The sequence below is a fragment of the Neobacillus sp. SAB-20_R2A genome, from assembly GCF_049568635.1.
Taxonomy (GTDB): domain Bacteria; phylum Bacillota; class Bacilli; order Bacillales; family Cytobacillaceae; genus Neobacillus; species Neobacillus citreus.
Genome location: NZ_CP145895.1, coordinates 5,816,309 through 5,838,193 on the forward strand (window position 1 = coordinate 5,816,309; position 21,885 = coordinate 5,838,193).

The window sequence follows — 21,885 nt, forward strand, 5'->3', positions numbered from 1 at the left end:
CAATTACGGATTAACCTTTGTTTTGAATGTTTGTTCGCCATCTTTGTACTCTAAGATAACAGCTGATTTGATTGGGTTGTGGTCTTTATCAAGCTTCATTTGTCCTGTTACTAGTTCAAGGCCGCTTGTTTCTGCAAGAGCCTTTTGAATTTTCTTAGAATCGCCGCCGCCAGCACGTTTGATGGCATCAGCAAGGAAATAAGCAGAATCATAACCTAAAGCATTGAAAGCATCTGGAGATTTGTCCTTGTATTTTGCTTTAAAGGCTTTTACAAACTCTTGAACCTTTTGGTCGGAGTCACCAGAAGAATAGTGGTTTGTAATAAAGGTGTTATTCAAAGCATCCTTGCCGGCAAGTTCTACTAGTTTTGGAGAATCCCAGCCGTCAGCACCCATCATTGGAGCGTCAAGACCTACTTCACGAGCCTGCTTGACAATTAAACCAACCTCTTCATAATAGCCAGGGACAAAGACGAACTCTGGGTTTTTCCCTTTAATATTCGTTAATTGGGCATGGAAGTCTGTATCCTTCGCCACATATGCTTCTTGAGTGACAACCTTGCCGCCTTCTTTTTCAAACTTTTCTTTAAAAGATGCTGCCAAGCCTTTAGAATAGTCACTTGAGCTGTCAATGAATACAGCAGCAGTTTTAACCTTTAATTCTTTCGCTGCAAAGTTTGCTGCGACAGTACCCTGGAATGGGTCAATGAAGCAGGTACGGAAGACAAAATCATTTAATTTGCCGTCTTTAACTGTTACGTCAGCAGCCGTACCAGTCGGCGTAATGATTGGAACATTGTTGCTTTGCGCAATTTCAATCTGTGCTTTTGTGTTTCCGCTTGTTGCTGCCCCGATAATGGCTGAAACCTTGTCTTGGCTGATCAGCTTTGTTGCACCATTAATCGCCTCAGGTGCTTCAGACTTATTATCAACGACAACAAGCTTCAATTTCTTGCCGTCAATTCCCTCTTTATTGATTTCCTCAAGTGCCAGGTCAATACCCTCTTTAATGGACTGGCCATAGGATGCTACCCCGCCGGAAAGCTCAAGGTTGGCACCGATTTTGATTTCGCCGCCCTTTTCATCCCCGCCGCCTGAACTAGTGGATGTGGATGATCCACAGCCGGCCATTACGCCTGCAGCTAGCATAAATGAAGCAAACACGCCTGCTAATTTTCTTTTTCTCACGAAATTACCCCCTGTTTTTTAAAAGTTTCCAAAATCGTTGTGCAACTCTTCCCAAAACATATAATATTCTGAAAACATTGTACATAATAATTAGGGGTTCGTCTAGTACCTGCATCCACTATTTTAAAATAATTTTGAAAATAATAAAAAAGGCTGATTTCTGGGCGTTTTTATGCGTTATTCCGCTAAAGCAGAACAGTATTTGTTTATACTTTAAAAAGCAAACTATTTTTAAATTATTTTGTCTAAATATGGATGACTTCCTCGATTTTCCAGAAATAAAGGACCCTTGAAAAAGGGTCCTCCAATAAATCATTATACCAATTCTTGTTTTTTCGTTTCTTTTCCCAAAAGAAACACTGCCAAAGCACCAATTAAAACGGATATACAAAAGATTGTAAAAATGGTCGAGACAGCATATTTTTGAGCCACTAAGTAGCCAACCAATAATGGGCCGAGGACACCACCGATACGGCCGATGGCAGCAGCCATTCCGGCACCCGTACCGCGGATTACCGTTGGATACTGCTCCGGGGTATAGGCGTAGAGCCCGCCCCAAGCACCAAGGTTGAAAAATGATAATAGAATTCCTGCTGTCATTAACAGTGCCGTAGAGTCTGCGGTTCCAAAGAAATAAGCGCTGGCAGCCGTTCCGGTTAGGTAGACAACCAAGACAAACTTCCGGCCAAACCTTTCAATGCACCACGCCGCTGTAAAATAACCTGGCAATTGAGCCAGCGTCATAATCAACACATACTCGAAGCTTTTAATCAAACTGAAGCCCTTCATCACCATGACACTCGGCAGCCATAGGAACATGCCATAATAGGAGAACACGACACAGAACCAAACAACCCAAAGCATCGCAGTCTGTCTGCTATACTCTTTTGACCAAAGCTGCGTGAGGTTATGGAGGACGGAGCTCTTGTCCTTCGTTTTAACTGCTGCAAAACGTGGTGAGTCAGGAAGCCCTATCCGCAAATATAAGGCATATAGGGCAGGAATCGCACTGATTAGCAACGCGGCCTGCCAGCCAATCGATGGGATGACGAAATAGGAAATGACCGCCGCAATCAGCCAGCCGCCTGCCCAAAAGCTTTCCAATAGAACAACGATCCGGCCGCGTTTTTCAGCCGGGACACTTTCGGAGACAAGCGTTGAAGCAACCGGCAGCTCTCCTCCTAAGCCCATTCCAACTAAGAACCGGAAAATTAAAAAGACAGTCAAGGAGCCTGCAAATGCCGATGCACCGCTTCCTATCGAAAATAATAATAAGGTAATGATAAAAACATTTTTCCGCCCGATTCGGTCAGCCATTAAGCCGAAAATAAGTGCGCCAACCGCCATTCCAATCGAGTTGATGCTGCCAATCCAGCCCATTTGCCCGGGAGTTAAACTCCATTCTGCCGCCAATGCCGCAATGATGAAGGAAAGCATCCCTACATCCATGGCATCAAACATCCAGCCCATCCCGGCAATACCGAGCAGTTTCGTGTTTGATAATTCCTGTTTCTTTCCTGATTTCATCTTAATAAAATCACTGCCAGAAACACTATTTGTGTTAGCCATCATAAGCCCCCCTCTATTTTCAGAGTTTCTGATATTATTCCCCAATCCGTTTCTTTTTAAGAAAGAACTGTTTAAGTCCCTGTCCTGACATAATTCTAACAGATGTCTTTACACCAGTCAGCAAAAAAAGAGAAAATCTCAGTTTGAAATTTTCTCAAGCTACGCTTCATTGGCTTCCGCATTTTTAAATTGATTTGAAAACAAGGAAAAATATTTCTCCTTTTTGGCCATCAGTTCCTCATGGCTGCCTGTTTCTACGATTTCCCCGTGGTCAATGACCATGATGGTATCGGCATCACGAATGGTGTTGAGGCGGTGAGCAATAATAAAACTGGTGCGATTTTCCATCAATGACAACAATGCCCGCTGAATGTGCAGTTCCGTTCTTGTATCAATGCTGCTCGTCGCTTCATCCAAAATCAGCAGCGACGGTCGTGCCAAAATAACCCTGGCAATGGCCAGCAGCTGGCGTTCTCCCTGACTGAGGTTACCTCCGTTTTCCGATAGGAGGGTGTCATATTGCTTGGGCAGACGTTTGATAAAGCCCTCGGCACCTGCCATCCGTGCCGCCGTTTCCACTTCTTCCTGCGTCGCGGCGGGATTTCCGTACATGATGTTTTCTTTGATTGTCCCCGTAAAAAGGTAGGTATCCTGGAGCACAAAGCCAAAGCTGCGCCGCAGGCTGTCCCTTGTGTAGTCGCGAACATCGCGGCCATCCAGGAGGATCCGGCCCCCTGTTACATCATAAAATCTTGTCAAAAGATTAACAATGGTCGTTTTTCCAGCACCGGTCGGACCAATCAGGGCGGTGCTGGTTCCTGCCGCCGCCTCAAAGCTGACGTTTTTTAGAATCGGCACATCAGGGCGGTACCCAAAGCTGACATTTTCAAACACAACATGGCCTTTCGGATTCTCAAGCGGCACCGCGCCAGGGGAATCCGCAGGTTCCTCCTTTTCATCAATGACTTCAAAGACCCGCTCTGCTCCGGCGACACCTGATTGAAGAATGTTAAAAATATTGGCCAGATCATTGAGCGGCCGGACAAACTGTCTTGAATAGGTGATGAAGCTGGCGATCGCTCCAACCGTGATATGCCCTTTGACAGCAAGGATGCCGCCGACAATAGCGACGACCGCAAAGCCAAGGTTATTGATGACGTTCATAATCGGCATTAAGAAACCCGACCAAATCTGCGCCTTGAGGCCGACCTCGCGAAGCTTGGCATTAACCTTTTCAAATTCCTCAATGACTTTTTCCTCGTGATTAAACGCTTTAACAACCTCAATGCCAGAAATCGATTCCTCAATATGTCCATTTAATTTTCCCAGCTGAACCTGCTGGTTTTTAAACAAGACGCCCGTTCTTTTGGCAATCGTTTTTGTTAGCAAAAAGACAAGCGGCACGGTAATCAGGCTGGCCAGCGTGAGAATCGGGCTCAGTATTAACATCATGATCAGTGAGCCGGCGATGATAATGACACCGGACATTAACTGTGTCGTCGATTGGGATATCGTATTGCTGATATTATCAACATCATTTGAGAGCCTGCTCATCAGTTCCCCATGTGTCCGAGAATCAAAGAAGGCAACAGGGAGCTTTTGCAGTTTTTGAAAAAGGGATGCTCGTAATCCTTTGACTATCCGTTGGGCTACCCCAGCCATCAGCCAGCCCTGCAAGAATGTGAGGACGGCATCGCCGACATAGGCGCTGATAAGAACGACAATCATGACCTCAAGAAAACTGAAATCCACCTTCCCAGACTTTAGGGTCATGGCATCAATGGCTTTACCGATGAGAAAAGGGTTAAGCAGCATTAAAGCTGCATCAACCGTGATGAACAAGAAAATGAGGGAAAGCATTCCCTTTTCGCGGCCAAAATAATGCCAGAGACGTTTTAAGGTTCCTTTAAAGTTCTTTGGCTTAACCACGGGACCGCGGTGGTGGGCACCCCCGCCAGGTCTAAACGGCGGCGGACCGGGAGGGGTGGTTCTTTGCGGCTGATTCACGTTATTTGCCATTTTGCAGACCCTCCCTGCCCATTTGTGAGCGATAGATTTCTTGATATACCAGACAATCCTTAATCAGATCTTGATGTTTGCCAATACCCGCCACTTCCCCCTGGTCGAGGACAATGATTTTATCGGCATCGATAATCGAGGATATCCGTTGGGCAATCAATAAACAGGTCAGTCCGCTGGCAAATTTTTTTAAGGCAGTTTTCATTTTGGCTTCAGTGGCGGCGTCGACCGCGCTTGTGCTGTCATCCAAAATGAGAATTTCCGGCTGCTTCACCAATGCCCTGGCAATGGAAAGCCGCTGCTTCTGCCCGCCGGAAAAATTGACACCGCCCTGGCCGATTTTAGTGTCATAGCCTTCTGGTGAGGCCTCGATAAACTCCGTTGCACTGGCTACGGCTGCCGCTGTTTCAATTTCCTGCTGAGAGGCATTTTCCTTTCCCCAGCGAATATTCTCGGCGATTGTCCCGGTAAACAAAATATTTTTTTGTGGAACAAAGGCAATTTTCTCCCTTAGATTTTTCGGGTCTATGTCCTTAATGTTCGCGCCATTTACCTTTATCGACCCGCTTGATGCATCATAAAAGCGGGGAATCAGGCTGACGAGCGTCGTTTTCCCAGAACCGGTAGAGCCGATGATGCCGACGGTTTCCCCGGGAAGAATGGTAAGCGAAATGTCTTTAAGCACCGGCTCGCCAGCAGCCTCATCATAGGAAAAGGAGACATTTTCAAAATCAATTCTTCCTTTTTCACCGGTTTGGGATGTCATTTGATTGTTTTCCCACGTAATGTTGACTTCCTCAGAGAATACTTCAGCAATTCTTTCTGCTGAGGCCTTCGCCCTGACAAACATGGTAAACACCATGGAAATCATCATGAGGGAAAATAAGATCTGCGTCATGTAGTTGATAAAAGCAATAATATGGCCAACCTGTATCTTTCCCGACTCAACCCCAAGGCCGCCCATCCAGAGGACAACGACAATCCCGATGTTAACTGTCAGCATAATCGCCGGGCTGAAAACAGCCATCAGTCGGTTGGCGGCAATCGATTGCTTCTGGAAATGCTCGTTAGCTTTTGAGAATTTAGCTGTTTCTACTTCAAAACGGTTAAAAGCTTTGACAACCCGGACACCGGATAAATATTCACGAAGCACACCGTTCACCCGGTCCATGGCATTCTGAACCTTGGAAAACAGAGGAAAGCCAAGCTTTAAGTTAATGATGATAAACAATGCCACAATCGGCACCACCACCGCAAGGACGACCGCGAGGTGAAGGTTAAGGCGCGTGGCCATGACCAGACCGCCAATCGCCAGCAGCGGAGCTTTTACGAAAATCCGCATCGTACCGTTTACAAACACTTGGACCTGGGTCACATCATTTGTAAGCCTAGTGATGAGGGACGCGCGGTCGAAGTTGTTCAGGTTTCTAAATGAAAGAGATTGAATTTTGCGAAACAGGTCAGATCGCAGCTCTGTTCCGAAATTTTGCGAAACGATGCTGGCCATGATGCTTCTGGTGGAAGCGGCCACGGCCCCAATAGCGGTAATCAGGAGCATCAGGCCGCCCATTTTTAGGACATAATCGATGTCTCTGTTGGCAACACCCTCATCAATAATTTTCGCCATCACGGTCGGCTGCAGCAAATCGCAAATTGCCTCAAAGGTGAGGAATAGAACCGCAATACAAAAGGACTTCCAATACTTTTTTATGTACTTTGCAAAATGCTTCATGAGGTCTCCCCCTGCTCCTAAACTGCCAGACAAATGTAATAAACCTATTATAAATTCGGGCTCTTAAAATAGACAAGCAAAGGGGCCTGCCCCCGCATTGCTTTCGCTTATCGCATTAAAGCGGCGGGGGACAGGCCCTTTTCATTGATTTTATTTCACCGGGCTGAATTCATGAACCCAGACGCGCATTTGCGGAAGCCACGGCATTCCTGGATGAATGGAAAGAATTGATTGTTTGTATTCTTCCACATTGTTAAAGCCTTCGCGGCGGGCATCATCATCGGTCAGCTCGCCAAGGCCTTGAGAATAGACCTTATCCACCACAAACTGGCGGCCTTCCAGGGTCATAATTTCGCCTGGGTCTGCATAGCGGCCATTGCGGCGGGTTGCTGTTTTTTCACCGGCAAGTACCTTTTTAACGTCTTCCTCCATTGTTACCAATCGGTCAACGGAACAAGTTTTTGGTGGTAATGTATTGTTTTCATGTTGAGTCATTTTTAATATCCTCCTTTTTCCAATTCAGTTATTTATTTTAACACTATTGCTATTGTAATAAAAACGAACTGAAAAAAGCAAAGAGGAGGCCGTGAATTAGACTACCTGCCCGCCGGTTTGCCGGTATTTGTCGATGCCTTCTGCGCAACGGTAAGCGAGGGCGCCGACGGTTCCAGTCGGGTTGTACCCGGAATTGTGGGCAAAGTTAGCCGCGCCCACCACAAATAAATTGTCCACATCCCACATTTGTAAATAATTATTGACGGCAGATGTGGACGGGTCTGCCCCCATAATGACACCGCCTGTATTATGAGTGGACTGATAGGTTGTAATATCGTACGGGCCTAACTCCTTCAGTGAATCAATATGGTTTGCGCCCATTTCCTTCAAGATTTGTGCGGATTTTTCAGCTAGGAACAAAGCCAACTTCCGGTCCTGATCCTCGAAATCAAAGGTAATCCGGATTAACGGGTCGCCGAATGCATCCTTATAAGTAGGGTCCAAATCGAGATAGTGATGCTTAAACGGCATGGATGAGCCTTGACCGCCGACTGACAGAAAACGGTTGGCATATTTGAGCGACTGCTGTTTGAACTCTTTGCCCCAAGCTGGCGTGCCCTTCGGAACAGGATTATTTTGAATCGGCCTTAACCCTGTTTGGGTGAGTGATATGCTCCCCCCATGGATAAAGCCCAGGTTTGAATGATCAAAATTGTCGCCGTTGTAATCATCAAGGACCATTCCGAGTGACCCGGCGCCGGCAAAGGTACTGAATTCCTTATCATTGAAAAAGCCGATGGCATTTCCTTTCATCACTTGATAAGCATAATTTTTCCCTATCACACCAGTTCCTGTAGTCGGATCATACGGTCTGCCAAGCCCCGACATTAGCAGCAAGCGGACATTACTAAATACATAGCTTGTCAGCACCACAATATCGGCTGGCTGTTCAATTTCCTCACCTGTTGTGGTGTCGACATAGATAACCCCAGTCGCCTTTCCCCCCGTATGTAAAATCCTTCTGACATGGGAATGAGTCCGAATCTCAAAATTCCCCGTTTTCTTGGCAACCGGAATAACCGTGACGACTGGGTCTGCCTTTGCCCCGTATTCGCAGCCAAACCGCTCGCAGTAGCCGCAGTACTGACATGCAGCCCTTGAGATGCCGTCCGGGTTTTTATACGATTCCGATAAGTTAGCTGACGGCATCATATAAGGATGCAGCTTCAAGTTCTTTGCCGCTGTCTCAAACATTTTAATAGCCGGTGATTTCTTCATCGGCGGGGTTGGGAATTTATCCGACCTCTTTCCGGCACCAGGATGCGGGTTCTCCTCACCGGAAATCCCGCAGGTTTTCTCAAATTTGTCGTAATAAGGCTCCAGCTGGTCATAGGTAATGCCCCAATCCTGGATGGACATTTCCGCAGGGATTTTGTTTTGCCCATATTTTTCAATCGTTTTGCTGCGAATTTCAAAATCATAAGGGAGGAACCGGTAGGTCTGTCCGTTCCAGTGAACACCAGCGCCGCCTAAACCGTCCCCGAGCAGAAATGAACCATACTGCCTCATCGGCAGTGCGCGGATTCTTTCGTTACCTCTGAAGGTAATCGTTTCTTTGGAAAGATCCTGGAATAGATCATAGCGAAGTGCGTATCTAAGTTCATCATGAACCATGAAATAATCTTCGGTCTTTCTTTCCTTGCCTCGTTCCAAGCCGACCACCTTCAGGCCCTTTTTCGTCAGTTCAGAGGCAATAATTCCGCCAGTCCAGCCAACTCCCACCAGAACGACGTCAGCTTTCGGTAATTTTCTCGCCATTTTTCCACCTTCTTTTTTAAAAATAAAATCTATTATTATCGGTACTTGAGCCTTTTGTTTTAATGCTTCATATGGCTTTGCAGGCTTTGCGGTTTAATCTTCTGGAAGTCCTTCTCGATAATCTCGGCATAGGCCATTTGGCTGCCAGGGTAGTTTCGCATTTTCCAGCCACCCATATTTTTATTTCCTCCATATAATGGATCGCTGTAAACTCCCTCTAAGGTTGCACTTCTCAGCAGCTGGAAAAAGCCGCTAGGAGATATGGTCGTTAAATTCACCTTATCCTCTTCAAAATCTTTCAAAATTTTGTCCTGCTCCTCACCCGATAGTTCTTCGAAATTTTTCTTACCTACTGTGTTACTGTAATTTTGCAGCTCACGCAGTCCTATATCAAAAATATCTCTTCGTTTCAAGCGCCCCTGATAGCCCTGAACTTTTTCACCAGGAAAAAAGGGCGCCTGCATATAGTCCCTGGCATTGAAGCCCCAATCACCTGCTAACTGGTGATCAATAAAATAGGCAACGCCCAATGCCTTTGCCCCCGGTCCGTTATCATCTTCAGGAAATATTCGTTCGGTGGCAGCTTCGGTAATCCTAAATTGTTCCGGAGTAAAGTACATCAGCGCTTGATTGAAATCTTGGTCTTGAGGCGCCGGCGGATTGTTTTTGTTATCATCCTTTCCCCTTGGGACCAAACTTCCCAAGATCCCGCCAACAGCGAGTCCCCCTACGGTAAAACCGGTATTGCGGAGAAATCTTCTTCTCGATAATGTTTCTTGCTTTTCTTTGTTTTCTTCAGCCATGGAACACACCTCCAAGGAAATAGACAACATTATTTGAAAAATACGGCAGGGCCGCTATTGCTTGATAATGTTCCCAAAATAAAGCATGTATACGCACAAAAAATCAGGGGAATTTATTTGTTAAAAAGGAGGAAATAAAATGAAAAAAATTAGTAACATGTGGTATGTGCCGATGATTGCTGTGCTTTTAATTCTTGGCGCATGCTCAGCCCATCAGGAATTGAAAGGAAATGCCGAAGATCTTCATCAACAATCTTTAAATGAAAAAGGAAATGGTCACGTTCATGGCCAAAATAATGTTGACGTGATTCCAAGCGTCGATAGATCGAAGAAACACACGACAGGTACAAACAATCAAACAGCGGGCCTTGGGGAAAATGTTTACAGTTTAATTGGAAGCTCAAGCCTGCATGACGGCGGTATCTCATCCCATTTAGAATCCAGGCTTGCGGGGCAGGGGATTACTGGCATCAAGGTGTTTGTCCTTGATGACACAGTGATATTGGCAAGGGCGGAGCCAGCAACAACCTCCACCACTTACGATGAAATGCAAAATAAAGTATTAAAGAACACTTCCGGTTTATCCGGAAAAGGGACCCTTGACGGTGTCGATGTCAATAAGCTGAATACTGATGATAATTTGGCAAAGGCCAAGGATTTAATGAACAAAGCCTTTAACGGCCAAGTTCAGGTTCTTTCCATTACCAATCCAAATGCACTAACGCTAATCGATGGCATCAAAGCCAATATCAAAGCACCATCACCATCCTATAGCAAGCTATCAAGCGATATTATCACATTAGTTAAAATGGCAAACGAAAAATAGAATTGGGAAAAGGACCTGGTAACCAATCTGCCAGGTCCTTCATTTTGCTAATAAGTATAAATTCAACTACGTCTCTGTCTTCGTCCTAACGGACTCGCCAATCGGCGAGTTTCCATTTATATATTCAAATCTTTCTTTTTATAAAAGACAAAGGTAACAGCCGTTAATGCAGCAAACAAAACTATGGATAATAGGACAAATCCGGTGTCCAATCCACCCCCATACATCATATTTTTTGCCTCAAAGTATTTAAACGGCGTCACGTATTTCAGGAACTCGATGCTTTTATTTAAATCAATGACAACTGATAATACAAAGGTAAGCAACAGGATTCCTGCCGCCAGTGATGCGGCCTTTTTTGGTTTTCTTTTTAAAGCGGAGATGGCACTGCCAATGGCCATAAACAAAAGCTGCAGGATGAACATCCCCATCATGGTGATGGCAATATCACCATTCACCGACTCTCCATCAGCGTATTTCCCAACGATGACAATTGACGATCCCCAGGTAACGAGGTTAAAGATTAAGATATTCGTAAGGGCCGCGAGCAGCTTGGCGATAATGATCTTTGTCCGTGAAACCGGTTTGACAAACAGGAATTCCGACGTCTTATCCCGCTCCTCCTTGGAAATGATGGTTGCCCCGAGCATGGCCGCATGAATGGTTGCCATCAATAATAGATAGATAAACAGCATCCCGTAGTAGCCGCTGACCTTATTGATGTCAAGCGCACCAACACCCATCACCACCTGTAGGGACTTCGGCATATCTTGAAACAGGCCATTCAGCGATTGGCCTGAAGATGATAACCCAGCGTATTTTTGCATCCCGGAAACCACCATCAGAAAGACGCCAATGCACCAAATGATAAGCGATTTCCGATGGGACTTCAGTTCTCTTACATAAATATTCACTTGTCCGAGCCCCCTCTTACACAGCATGGATATCTTTTTTTGTATAAACGAAATAGCTCGCCGCCACTGCCAGCAAAATAATCACTGCACCCACAATCATAAATGAGGCTTCATAGCTTGAATGTTTTAAAATATAATCGTTATTAAAATATTTGAACGGTGAAAAGTAGCGTTTCGCTTCATCATCCGTTGTGGCGCTGATTGCGCCGATAAAATAGAACGCAAAGACTGTCCCAAGTGACACGGGCAGCACGGATTTTATTTTGTGTGAGATTACCGAAACAATGATGCCGATAGCCAGAAACATCAGCTGAATGAAAAACATCGTCAGCGAAAGCAGGATGAATTGTTTCATGCTAAAATCGGCTATTTTCATCTGAGCGGTGATTACCGTTGCAGCTGCAATATATACAACATTCGTGATGACGAGTGAAGTGAAGGCTGCCAACAGCTTGGCGGTTAACACCTGGTTTCGGGTAACTGGTTTGGTCAATAGAAAATCCGCCGTTTTTTCCCGGACCTCCTTGCTGACAATCGAAGTCCCCAGATTCATCGCCTGAATCGCCCCGCACAGGATGATAAACGTGAGCGCATAACAATAGAATCCTAGAATCGTAAATAAATTGCCGAGGTTAAGTCCGATGGCTTTCCTTAAAGCTTCCGGATAGCCTTCCAGCAGCTTTTTGAATTCATCGGCATCTTTTGAGAAGGCCGGAAACATGGACATAAACAGCGCAAATACGGCAATTAGCGAAATCGTCCAGATGATCGTCGACTTCCGGTAGGCCTTTAATTCATGCAAAAAGATATTCATAGTTTCCTATGCCTCCTTTTCGTAATAATGGAGGAAAATCTCTTCAAGGTCTGGCTCTTCAATCCAGAGGTTGGTTATTTCGATTTCTGCGATTTTCCCCAGGACCGCATTGATATCGCCTCGAAATAGAAAACTCGTCACGTTGCCCTTAGTTGCCAAGTTGTTAACTCCGTTTATATTAAAATAGTTTCGATCAAGCGGCACCTTTATTTCGACCTTAAACTTTTTATAATTGTTTTCTTTTAATGTACTAATCTTTTCAACTGTTACAATCTTACCTTCTTTAATGATAGCGACCCGGTTACATAACCTCTGAACCTCACTGAGAATGTGCGACGAAAAGAGGATAGTAGCTCCTTTCTTATTCTCTTCCTCAAGAAGTTCAAAGAATTTCTGCTGCATCAGCGGGTCGAGGCCGCTCGTTGGTTCATCGAGAATGATAAGCTTCGGTTCGTGAAGCAGCCCCTGGACAATGCCGACTTTCTTTTTATTTCCCAAGGAAAGGTCATCGATTTTTTTATTCAGGTCCAGGTCCATAATGTCCGCCAATTCCTTGATCCGCTTGCTGCAGTCCTTTTTGTAAAAACTGGCCGAATACTTCAAAAGGTCCTTTACCTTCATATTGTCGTAATAGAACACTTCCGACGGAAGATAGCCGATTTCCTTTTTGATTTCTGGGGCAAATTTGATGCAGTCCTTTCCGAAAATAGTTGCGCTCCCGCTGGTTGGATAAATAAGCGACAGCAGTGTGCGAATCGTTGTCGATTTGCCCGCCCCGTTAGGCCCGATGAAGCCGAAAATCTCACCTTCCTCCACGTTAAAGCTGATGTCGGTGATTCCCCGTGCTTTGCCGTAGGTCTTGGTTAGGTTTTTAATTTCTATTACGTTCATGTTTGAGGCCTCCCTCTATTTGGCTAATACGCATAAATTCGACTAAGCCTGCGCCGACGCCTATCGGCTTCTCAGTCGGCAAGTCTTCATTTATAAAAGCATTTAATTAAAACCTCGAAATATTCTTCTGCTTCTCGGCTGACCTTTTGGTAATCAATTTTGTGGCCAGGCTGCATCTTTGCTTTGTAAAGCTCCTCATCGCTCATTTTTTCAAAGGTCCAGGTAATAATTTTTAAGATTTTTTGAATGTCGACATCATCCCGAAACTTGGAAAAATCAATACCCTCGTAAATTTTTCCGAAATTCAAATCGAGTAGTTCCTTCTTCTTTTTTTCCATTTCCACCTTGATTTCTGTAGAATCCTCCATCATCGCTATTTGCATAAAATCAAAAAGGTCCGGATATTGCATCAGCAGGTCCATCTTAATCTTGATGGATTGTCTAATTCTCGCGAAAAAGTCCGATTCAGCAAGATTAATTTTTTTATAAAATTCATCTGCAATGAGTTCATAGCAATATTCAAACAGAAATAGATACAGTTGCTTTTTGTTCTGAAAATAATGAAACAACAGTCCCTTCGAGATTCCCGCTTCCTTTACAATTTCGTTGGTGGATGCCTTATCATAGCCTTTCTGGGCAAATTCTTTGATGGCTGCATTTATTATTCGGTCTTGTTTTTCTTGATCTAGGTTGAGGAATTTCGAAAACATTTGGGTGTTCCCACTCCTTTGGTTTAAGGCGTTGACCGTATTGGTCAATTACATTTTATTCCTATTGACCATTTTGGTCAATAGTGGTCAACCCTATAAATTTTTACAAAAAAATGAACATATATTGATGGCGATAGTATGGGGATTTGGTGTGTGGTACGATGCGGATGTACGACAAAACTTTAATGGAGGTGCTCATGAAAGACAGAGATCGATCATTACCGTTAGAAGGTTTGATAGCCGCCCAAAATAGGCTGCCAACTAATCACCCAATGATTCCTGTATTATCCGGAAAGCAGGCTTCCGTTGAGGCCGGTATTGCCGGAGAAGAGCGGGTGGCAGAGATTTTTCGAAAAACTTCATTTTCCTTTCCGCACCACGCTTACCACGATTTACGGCCTTCCTCAGATGAAAAATTTCAAATCGACTCCTTTGGACTGACTCCCTGGTTTGGCAATATTCTTGAGGTCAAAAACATCGCTGGGGTCCTTGAATTTAAGGATAATCCACCCCAATTAATCCGAACCCGTGATGATGGACACAAGGACGGCTTCGAAAGTCCGGTCGTACAATTGGAACGCAATTACGAATTATTGAGTGATTGGTTACGGAAGCACAATATCCGCATTCCTATTTACGGTTCCGTTGTTCTTGCCTATCCGAAGCAGATTGTTGCAGTTCCCCCAGCGAAAACGCGGCTTTTATTCCCCAACTTGATTCCCTCATTCATTCGAAATATCCCGCAGCCAGACTTTAAGTTGGACCCAGAAACCTTCCATTGGCTTTCTTTAGAGCTCCTCAAGAGCCACCAGCCTTTTATTCCAAAGCCGATCTCAGAGTCCTACAAAATCCCGCGGGGTGATTTTAAAAATGGCGTCCGTTGTGGTGTATGCGGTAGGTTCGGAATGGTGAAGGCACCTCGCACATGGATTTGCCCTTTTTGCGGTGCAACAGACCATTTGGCCCATCAAAGGACATTATTGGAGTGGTTTTTGGTGGTGAGTAGGACCATTACGAACCGGGAGTGCCGGGAGTTTTTGGGGGTGGATATTCAGGTCGCGAAACGGATTTTGCAAAGTATGAATTTGCAAAGCGAGGGTACATTTCGAAATAGGTCATATTTTATGGATCTGAGTAGCAGCTGTTTTCATCAAAACAAAGGAGGAATCTATATTCCGAACAGACCTAGATAGGGACGACAGTATAGTTCGGCTATACGACAGTTACTGGGATTTATCCGACAGTAATTAGTACCTATACGACAGTAAACAGGGCTCATCCGACAGTAACAGAGCCCTATACGACAGTAAACCAAAACCGACCAGCAGCCCACCCCCTTCAAATACGTGTATCCGCTCCCATAAAGTGATATGATAATCATGAAAATATATAAAAAGGGAGTGTGCTAACTTGAAAGAGGAATTGATTCAACGATTTACTTCCTATGTGAAAGTGGATACGCAATCCAACGAAAGCAGTGAGACTTGTCCATCAACAGAAGGGCAGTGGACGCTGCTGCGCTTGCTTGTTGAAGAACTTAACCAAATCGGCATGCAAGAGGTGACCATCGACGAGAACGGATATGTGATGGCGACGCTGCCATCCAATACCGATAAAGATGTGCCAACCATCGGCTTCCTTGCCCACGTAGACACAGCGACTGATTTTACTGGCAAAAACGTCAATCCGCAAATTCTTGAAAGCTATCAAGGCGGGGAAATCGTCCTAAACGAAGCCCTAAACGTCATAATGTCGCCAAAGGACTTCCCGAACCTCAAAGACTATAAAGGCCACACGCTTATCACAACCGACGGCACCACGCTGCTTGGGGCCGATAACAAAGCTGGCGTCACCGAAATAATGACAGCGATGGCGCATCTAATTCAAAACCCAGATATTATGCACGGTAAGGTCCGCGTTGCGTTCACGCCTGATGAGGAAATCGGCAGGGGGCCACATAAGTTTGACGTTGCGGCCTTCAATGCGAAGTATGCTTACACTGTTGACGGCGGTCCGCTAGGCGAGCTTGAATATGAGAGCTTCAATGCCGCGGGTGCAAAAATCACGATAAAAGGTAACAATATTCATCCTGGTTCCGCTAAAGACAAAATGGTTAACTCGATGAAAATCGCGATGGAATTACATAGCCAGCTGCCGACGCAGGAGGCACCGGAGTACACAGAAGGGTACGAAGGCTTCTTCCATCTGCTGTCCTTTAACGGCGATGTCGAGCAAACCAAGCTCAACTACATCATCCGCGACCATGACAGAGAAATTTTTAATAAAAGAAAAGCGAAGATGGAAAGCATTGTCCAACAGCTAAACGAAAAATACGGCAGTGACACCGTCCAGCTTGAGATGAAAGACCAATACTATAACATGCGCGAAAAAATCGAACCGGTTAAGCAAATCGTCGATATTGCCCAGGAAGCGATGGAAAGCTTGGATATCAAGCCGCTTATTAAGCCAATTCGCGGCGGTACAGACGGTTCCCAGCTATCATTCATGGGTCTGCCGACGCCAAATATCTTTACCGGCGGCGAAAACTTCCACGGCAAATACGAATTCATTTCCGTGCAAAACATGGTGAAAGCAACCGAAACCATCATTGAAGTCATTAAGCTTTTTGAAAAAAAAGCTTAAAAAAAGAAAGCTAACCGCCTTAGGTTAGCTTTTTTGTCTATAAATCAGCAAGCGCCTCCGCGCACTGCCTTAAACTCGAAACCGTCTCCTGCAATTGCCTCTTCAGTTGCTCCTTCGGCCACTTGCCAGCGTCAGCCAACAAATCTTTTTGAATCAACAAAATCATCCACATTGAATACACGGCAGAAAATACATAGTATTCCCGAATAAACGCGACACCTTCCAGTTCCAGGTCGACAGCATCAAGATAAAACCCTAGCACCTGATCCCGAAACCCCTTAGTTACCTTTTTGGGAAAAATCGGATGTGACATATCCAGCAAATGATATAAATCCCAGAAGGGCGTATTCAAATGGGCGTGCTCCCAGTCCAGAATGATCAATTTCCCCTTCACGACAGCGTAATTCCCCAAATGCAAATCCCCGTGTGATAATACCTGAAGCTTTGAAAATAGGAAACTATCAAGCTGTTTAAACACATGAAGAACATGTTTTCCAGTGAGCCCCAATCGCGGAAGCATCCCAAGGAGGGTATCCTTATTCTCACAGACCTCCTCCACCACCGCCTCAATCCGAGGCTTCAACCCGGTCAACGGAACATCCGCAAACGACTTCAACGGAAGGGAGTGCCACCAGGCCATCCACTTGGCCACAGCAAGGACCGTTTCCTCCGTAAACTCATGCGAAAGCGGGCCGAGGTCCTCGAGAATCATCCAGCTTAAATCAGGGTTATCATGCTTGGAGTAAGCCAAAATTTTTGGAAAAATGGCCGGGAACCGGCTGAGTACATGCTCATGAATCCAGGTCTCTTTACCCATCTGGGCGTTATTCGTCAGCGGTTTAAAAATGTAGCTTTCCTTAGGAGACAAATAAAACCGCTCAACGAACCTGCCGTTCATGCCCTGATAAAGGCGTTCCTTTTTTACTATCAAACTGGCATTTAAACTCCCATCCTCATGGACGATATCGTTTGGCAGCGCCATAGCCCCACAACCTTTTTAGTAGGTTTTCACTATGAATATAATGCCAATCCCATAATTTGGCAAGTTATTTATCCACGACAGCGGGACCTTCTTCTGGAAGGGGAAATAGCTCCGATAATCGCCTAACCTGGCCATCCGCTCCCATAAAAACAATATGCTCACGGGTAAATTTTCTAGGCGAATCAAGACCGCACGCCGCCGCGAGGGCAAACAGCCCCTGCCGGATGCTGATAATATAGTTCATGACCCGCCATTTCTTCTCCTCAGGCACGAGAGCCTCCTGCTGCTTAGGGTCGGTCGTGGTGACGCCGGCGGGGCATTTGCCGGTATGGCATTGCAGTGCCATAATGCAGCCGTTCGCCATCATAAAGCCCCTTGCAGAGTTCACCGCATCGGCGCCAATCGCGAGGGCAATTGCTATTTTATCAGCCGCAATCAGCTTTCCGGAAGCAAATATCTTAAACCGGTCGCGGATGCCGTATTCATGGGCCTTGTCAACCACAGCAAGCAGCGCCGGGTAAAGCGGCAGCCCCATTGTATCAGCCATCGCTTTGTACGTTGCGCCCGATCCGCCCTCACTGCCGTCCACCGTAATAAAATCAGGATAAATCTGAAGTCTCTTCATCGCTCCAAAAAACTCATCCAAAACCAACTGATACCCCACAACAATTTTTATGCCAACCGGTTTCCCGCCTTCATCCTGCAATCGTTTAATAAACTCCAAGGCTGCCTCGGCGTTACGCAAAAACGAAAAGCGGTTTGGGGAAATAATCGTCTCGCCCTCTTTCACCTTGCGAATGCTTGCTACCTTGGACGTCACCTTCGCGCCCTCAAGGTGGCCGCCCTGAATTTTTGCCCCTTGGCCAAACTTCAGTTCAAAGGCTTTAATAGCCGGTTCCGAGGCAATTTTTCTAAATGCCTCCATTGAAAAATTGCCCTCATGATCGCGAAAGCCAAACAAGCCAGGTCCAATCTGTGCCACGACATCAGCCCCGCCTGCCAAGTGTTCCGGAGCAATCCCGCCTTCACCTGTATTTAACCAGGAGCCCCCAGCCATTTGACAGCCATACCCAGTAGAAAGAATATAGTTCTCACCAACGGAGCCATAGGAGGTGGCCGATGCACCAAATGGGCCGTAGAGCTTCCATGGCTCCCTCCGCTCAACGCCGACCACAACAGCCTCCTCCCCATGAAATAGCCAGCGTGGAATCTGATCTTCCGCTAAGTGCTCCTTGCGGAAAAATAAACCCTCATGGTCAATTTTGTATTTCATCCCCTCGACCTTTTCTTGATTGTCGACCCTTAATTCATCCTTTAAAAGGGGAAACAGGCCGTTGGCAATATAGTAGCCGGGCTGCTGAAAGTCCCGCTTCGAGCCAAAGCTGATTAAGTCAGTCCGATATTTCGCGGAAAAAACAACTCCTAAATAATCGGCACGGGAAAACGGTCTTGCACCATTTTCATCATCAAACCAATACTGCCTCAGCTTCGGACCCAGCATTTCCAGCAAATAGCGGATCCAGCCGAAATAGGGATAGGCCCGGATAATCGAGTGCTGCGGCTTTTTTGCCAAATTACGCAGCCACAGGAAGAAGCAAAACGGCCCGCCGATGAAGACTACCAATAGAACAGTCAAAATTGTCCATAACACTATCAAAAGCCTCCTTATTTATTTGGCATTTGCAGATGTACAGTCCAAAAGTAACAAGGCCATCCTTAATACATATGTATGATGGTTATGGTAATATCCATCGACTGTCTATTAGCGTCATTTTTTTAAAATTAAATTTGAAATCGGTCCAGCATGCCAAAAAACTCGCTCAAAAACTCATAAAACAGTTTTTCGGTTGGCAGAAGGCTGCGTTCTGCCGGGATGATGACGCCGACCGTGCGGCTGACGTTAGGTTCTGTAATAGCAATCTTAACTGTTGAGCGGGGAAGGCTGTCGATGAGCGTGATTTCAGGAATCAGCGTAATCCCAAGACCCGCAGAAACCAAGCCTTTAATGGCATCAATATCCTCTCCCTCGAAGGCCACCATAGGCTCAAAGCCAAGCTGTGCGCAGGCATCCACGATGATCTTACGCAAAATAAAGCCCTGAGGAAACACGATAAAGGGTTCATCCCGCAAGTCGCTTAACTTCAATACTCGTTTACTAGCTAGTGGGTGGGACTCGGGCAGTAAGGCCACAATGTTTTCGGTAAAAAGCGTTTTCCCAGTAATTTTCTTTTCCTTCTTTGGCACCGGGCCCATTAGCGCCATATTAAACTCTCCCTTTATTACCCCTTCTATTAAATAGGCATAGGATCCCTGATTTAAATGAAACTTTACATTAGGATACCGTTCTCTGAAGGCTGAAATCGTTGTTGGCAGCGTATACCCCGCAAGACTGCTGGGAAACCCAATACGGATTGTCCCTTTCTCAGGGTCGAGGAATTCCTCTACCTCACTTGTGGCATCGTCAATTAGCTTGACCGCCTGCTCCATATGCTTTAAAAACATTTCACCAATCGGCGTCAGTTTAACATTGCGCCCTTCACGGATAAATAAGCTAACCCCAAGCTCCTCCTCCAGGTTGGAAATCTGCCTGCTGACTGCAGATTGCGCAACATGGAGCCGATACGCCGCCTCTGTCACATGCTCCCGTTTAGCCACTTCAATAAAATATTTGATCTGCCTGAGCTCCATTTTTTCACGACCCTTCCAATCAATCTCATTCTTATATTAATTATATCTATTATTAGTATTGATTAGATTAATTTTACATAATAAAATTAATTGATGAGAAAAAATAAAATATTCAGTATTTAGGACAAATTTATTATTTTTAAAAAGGGGTGATTTCATGCAAACTATTGAGCATGTAAAACAGTCAGGATCACAGGCAGCAAGGGAATATGTAAGTGAAGTTTATGAAACGGTGAAAAGCCGCAATCCATTCGAGAGTGAATTTCATCAGGCCGTTAAGGAAATTTTCGATTCGCTTGTGCCTGTATTTGCGAAACACCCAAAATATATGCAGGAAGGAATTCTCGAAAGAATCGTTGAACCTGAGAGGGTTATTACTTTCCGTGTTCCATGGGTGGATGATTCAGGCAAGGTGCACGTGAACCGTGGCTTCCGTGTCCAGTATAACAGCGCAATCGGACCATACAAAGGCGGCCTGCGCTTTCATCCATCAGTTAACGCCAGCATCATTAAATTCTTGGGCTTTGAGCAAATTTTCAAAAACTCATTAACTGGCCAGCCAATTGGCGGCGGCAAAGGCGGCTCCGACTTCGACCCTAAGGGTAAATCAGACCGCGAAATCATGCGCTTCTGTCAAAGCTTTATGGCAGAGCTTTATCGCCACATCGGCCCAGACGTTGACGTACCTGCAGGGGATATCGGTGTCGGCGGCAGAGAAATCGGCTATCTTTTCGGTTACTATAAAAAAATCCGCGGCGGCAATGAGGCCGGCGTTTTAACCGGAAAAGGCCTCGGCTACGGCGGAAGCTTAACAAGAACCGAAGCGACCGGCTACGGTACCGTTTATTTCGTACAGGAAATGCTGAAAGATCAAGGCCTAAGCATCACCGGCAGCACCGTCGTTGTCTCTGGATCCGGCAATGTTTCCATCTATGCGATCGAAAAAGCTACCCAGCTTGGCGCTAAAGTTGTAGCCTGCAGCGATTCATGCGGCTATATCTATGATGAAAACGGCATTAATGTCGAGACTGTGAAACAAATTAAGGAAGTGGACCGCAAGCGCATCAGCGAGTATGTGAAGTACCATCCGGAAGCGCAGTACTATGAAGGCTGCTCCGGCATCTGGTCGATTCCATGCGATATCGCTCTTCCTTGTGCAACACAAAATGAAATCAATGAAGAGTCTGCAAGAATGCTGGTGGCAAACGGCGTGAAAGCTGTTGCCGAGGGCGCTAACATGCCATCCACTCTTGAAGCAGTCGATGTATTCTTAAACAACGATGTTCTGTTTGGCCCTGGTAAAGCAGCCAATGCCGGCGGTGTGGCAGTTTCCGCACTAGAAATGGCACAAAACAGCCAGCGCTTGTCTTGGACGTTTGAAGAAGTTGATGCTAAACTGCATCAAATCATGATTAACATATACCAAAACGCTGTGAAAGCATCCGAAGAGTACGGCTTCCCTGGCAACTTGGTGGTTGGTGCCAATATTGCCGGATTCACTAAAGTCGCTGACGCGATGATCGTGCAGGGCGTTATATAAGATTTTTGAAAAATCCCCTTTTTGTGAGGGGATTTTTTTGTGCCTGCATGTTTTTGGGTGTGGTTGGTTACATTAACCATTGTTCAGTTTAAATAGGAGGTTCGAATAATGGATAAAAATCTTGAAGGCAGCACGCATGAATTTGTAGAAAGGATTCATGAAAAACAGGAAAAGGATTTAAAAAATAGACAGAATCAGGGCAGTGATACGCCTGCTAAAAAATTGCCTAATAAGACGCATTGATCCAAATATA

The 21,885-nt window shown here is 45.5% G+C and carries 19 protein-coding genes; 5 read left to right on the forward strand and 14 right to left on the reverse strand.

Translation table 11 applies throughout. The features are described from left to right. Nucleotides 1–3 precede the first annotated feature (3 nt). From V5M37_RS28395 to V5M37_RS28425, 7 genes are all read right to left on the reverse strand, one after another. Entirely contained in the window at nucleotides 4–1,188 is a 1,185-nt protein-coding gene (locus V5M37_RS28395; RefSeq protein ID WP_213147901.1) for an ABC transporter substrate-binding protein, read from the reverse strand. A 315-nt stretch (nucleotides 1,189–1,503) separates the two neighbouring features. After that, nucleotides 1,504–2,715: an MFS transporter gene (locus V5M37_RS28400; RefSeq protein ID WP_423802698.1), complete on the reverse strand. Its 1,212-nt coding sequence runs from the start codon at nucleotides 2,713–2,715 to the stop codon at nucleotides 1,504–1,506. Nucleotides 2,716–2,916: 201 nt separating this feature from the next. Beyond that, nucleotides 2,917–4,776, reverse strand: coding sequence for an ABC transporter ATP-binding protein (locus V5M37_RS28405; protein ID WP_423800185.1), 1,860 nt, complete (start codon nucleotides 4,774–4,776; stop codon nucleotides 2,917–2,919). Further along, nucleotides 4,766–6,508, reverse strand: a complete 1,743-nt coding sequence (locus V5M37_RS28410) for an ABC transporter ATP-binding protein (protein WP_423800186.1) — start codon at nucleotides 6,506–6,508, stop codon at nucleotides 4,766–4,768. Before V5M37_RS28410 ends, V5M37_RS28405 begins: the two co-directional genes overlap by 11 nt. 150 nt (nucleotides 6,509–6,658) lie before the next feature. Beyond that, a complete protein-coding gene (locus V5M37_RS28415; RefSeq protein WP_423800187.1) occupies nucleotides 6,659–7,003 on the reverse strand; it encodes an ASCH domain-containing protein in 345 nt (114 codons plus the stop codon). A 96-nt stretch (nucleotides 7,004–7,099) separates the two neighbouring features. Continuing rightward, nucleotides 7,100–8,821 carry a GMC family oxidoreductase gene (locus V5M37_RS28420; RefSeq protein ID WP_423800188.1) on the reverse strand — a complete coding sequence of 574 codons (1,722 nt, stop codon included), beginning with the start codon at nucleotides 8,819–8,821 and terminating at the stop codon, nucleotides 7,100–7,102. 59 nt (nucleotides 8,822–8,880) lie between these two features. Next, nucleotides 8,881–9,624 (reverse strand): gluconate 2-dehydrogenase subunit 3 family protein, encoded by a 744-nt coding sequence (locus V5M37_RS28425; RefSeq protein ID WP_423800189.1) that lies wholly within the window; start codon nucleotides 9,622–9,624, stop codon nucleotides 8,881–8,883. A 139-nt stretch (nucleotides 9,625–9,763) separates the two neighbouring features. Here V5M37_RS28425 and V5M37_RS28430 point away from each other — a divergent pair, with 139 nt between their 5' ends. Continuing rightward, complete coding sequence (locus V5M37_RS28430) at nucleotides 9,764–10,450, forward strand: hypothetical protein (protein ID WP_423800190.1); 687 nt, start codon at nucleotides 9,764–9,766, stop codon at nucleotides 10,448–10,450. Between the two features lie 116 nt (nucleotides 10,451–10,566). Here the strand turns inward: V5M37_RS28430 and V5M37_RS28435 are convergent, their stop codons facing one another. The 4 genes from V5M37_RS28435 to V5M37_RS28450 all read right to left on the reverse strand — a co-directional run bounded on the left by V5M37_RS28435 (nucleotide 10,567) and on the right by V5M37_RS28450 (nucleotide 13,779). Next, nucleotides 10,567–11,364, reverse strand: coding sequence for an ABC transporter permease subunit (locus tag V5M37_RS28435; RefSeq protein WP_423800191.1), 798 nt, complete (start codon nucleotides 11,362–11,364; stop codon nucleotides 10,567–10,569). A 16-nt stretch (nucleotides 11,365–11,380) separates the two neighbouring features. Continuing rightward, complete coding sequence (locus V5M37_RS28440) at nucleotides 11,381–12,178, reverse strand: ABC transporter permease subunit (RefSeq protein WP_423800192.1); 798 nt, start codon at nucleotides 12,176–12,178, stop codon at nucleotides 11,381–11,383. Nucleotides 12,179–12,184: 6 nt separating this feature from the next. Beyond that, the gene (locus tag V5M37_RS28445; protein ID WP_423800193.1) at nucleotides 12,185–13,069 is read right to left on the reverse strand and encodes an ABC transporter ATP-binding protein; all 885 of its coding nucleotides are present in this window, start codon (nucleotides 13,067–13,069) and stop codon (nucleotides 12,185–12,187) included. 86 nt (nucleotides 13,070–13,155) lie between these two features. Continuing rightward, nucleotides 13,156–13,779, reverse strand: coding sequence for a TetR/AcrR family transcriptional regulator (locus V5M37_RS28450; protein ID WP_423800194.1), 624 nt, complete (start codon nucleotides 13,777–13,779; stop codon nucleotides 13,156–13,158). Nucleotides 13,780–13,976: 197 nt separating this feature from the next. Here V5M37_RS28450 and V5M37_RS28455 point away from each other — a divergent pair, with 197 nt between their 5' ends. Next, on the forward strand, nucleotides 13,977–14,972 hold the full coding sequence (locus V5M37_RS28455; RefSeq protein WP_423800195.1) for a nuclease-related domain-containing protein: 996 nt from the start codon (nucleotides 13,977–13,979) through the stop codon (nucleotides 14,970–14,972). Nucleotides 14,973–15,189: 217 nt separating this feature from the next. Next, the gene (gene pepT, locus V5M37_RS28460) at nucleotides 15,190–16,422 is read left to right on the forward strand and encodes a peptidase T (RefSeq protein WP_423800196.1); all 1,233 of its coding nucleotides are present in this window, start codon (nucleotides 15,190–15,192) and stop codon (nucleotides 16,420–16,422) included. 37 nt (nucleotides 16,423–16,459) lie between these two features. Here the strand turns inward: pepT and V5M37_RS28465 are convergent, their stop codons facing one another. The 3 genes from V5M37_RS28465 to V5M37_RS28475 all read right to left on the reverse strand — a co-directional run bounded on the left by V5M37_RS28465 (nucleotide 16,460) and on the right by V5M37_RS28475 (nucleotide 20,092). Then, nucleotides 16,460–17,404 (reverse strand): phosphotransferase, encoded by a 945-nt coding sequence (locus V5M37_RS28465; RefSeq protein ID WP_423800197.1) that lies wholly within the window; start codon nucleotides 17,402–17,404, stop codon nucleotides 16,460–16,462. Between the two features lie 64 nt (nucleotides 17,405–17,468). Beyond that, nucleotides 17,469–19,055 (reverse strand): glutamate synthase-related protein, encoded by a 1,587-nt coding sequence (locus V5M37_RS28470; protein ID WP_423800198.1) that lies wholly within the window; start codon nucleotides 19,053–19,055, stop codon nucleotides 17,469–17,471. Nucleotides 19,056–19,186: 131 nt separating this feature from the next. Next, on the reverse strand, nucleotides 19,187–20,092 hold the full coding sequence (locus V5M37_RS28475; RefSeq protein ID WP_423800199.1) for a LysR family transcriptional regulator: 906 nt from the start codon (nucleotides 20,090–20,092) through the stop codon (nucleotides 19,187–19,189). A gap of 157 nt (nucleotides 20,093–20,249) precedes the next feature. On the opposite strand from V5M37_RS28475, the gene gdhA reads away from it, so the two are divergent. Both gdhA and V5M37_RS28485 read left to right on the forward strand, forming a co-directional pair. Further along, entirely contained in the window at nucleotides 20,250–21,632 is a 1,383-nt protein-coding gene (gene gdhA / locus V5M37_RS28480) for an NADP-specific glutamate dehydrogenase (protein ID WP_423800200.1), read from the forward strand. A gap of 108 nt (nucleotides 21,633–21,740) precedes the next feature. Continuing rightward, nucleotides 21,741–21,875: a DUF4023 domain-containing protein gene (locus V5M37_RS28485; protein WP_423800201.1), complete on the forward strand. Its 135-nt coding sequence runs from the start codon at nucleotides 21,741–21,743 to the stop codon at nucleotides 21,873–21,875. Nucleotides 21,876–21,885: the final 10 nt, after the last annotated feature.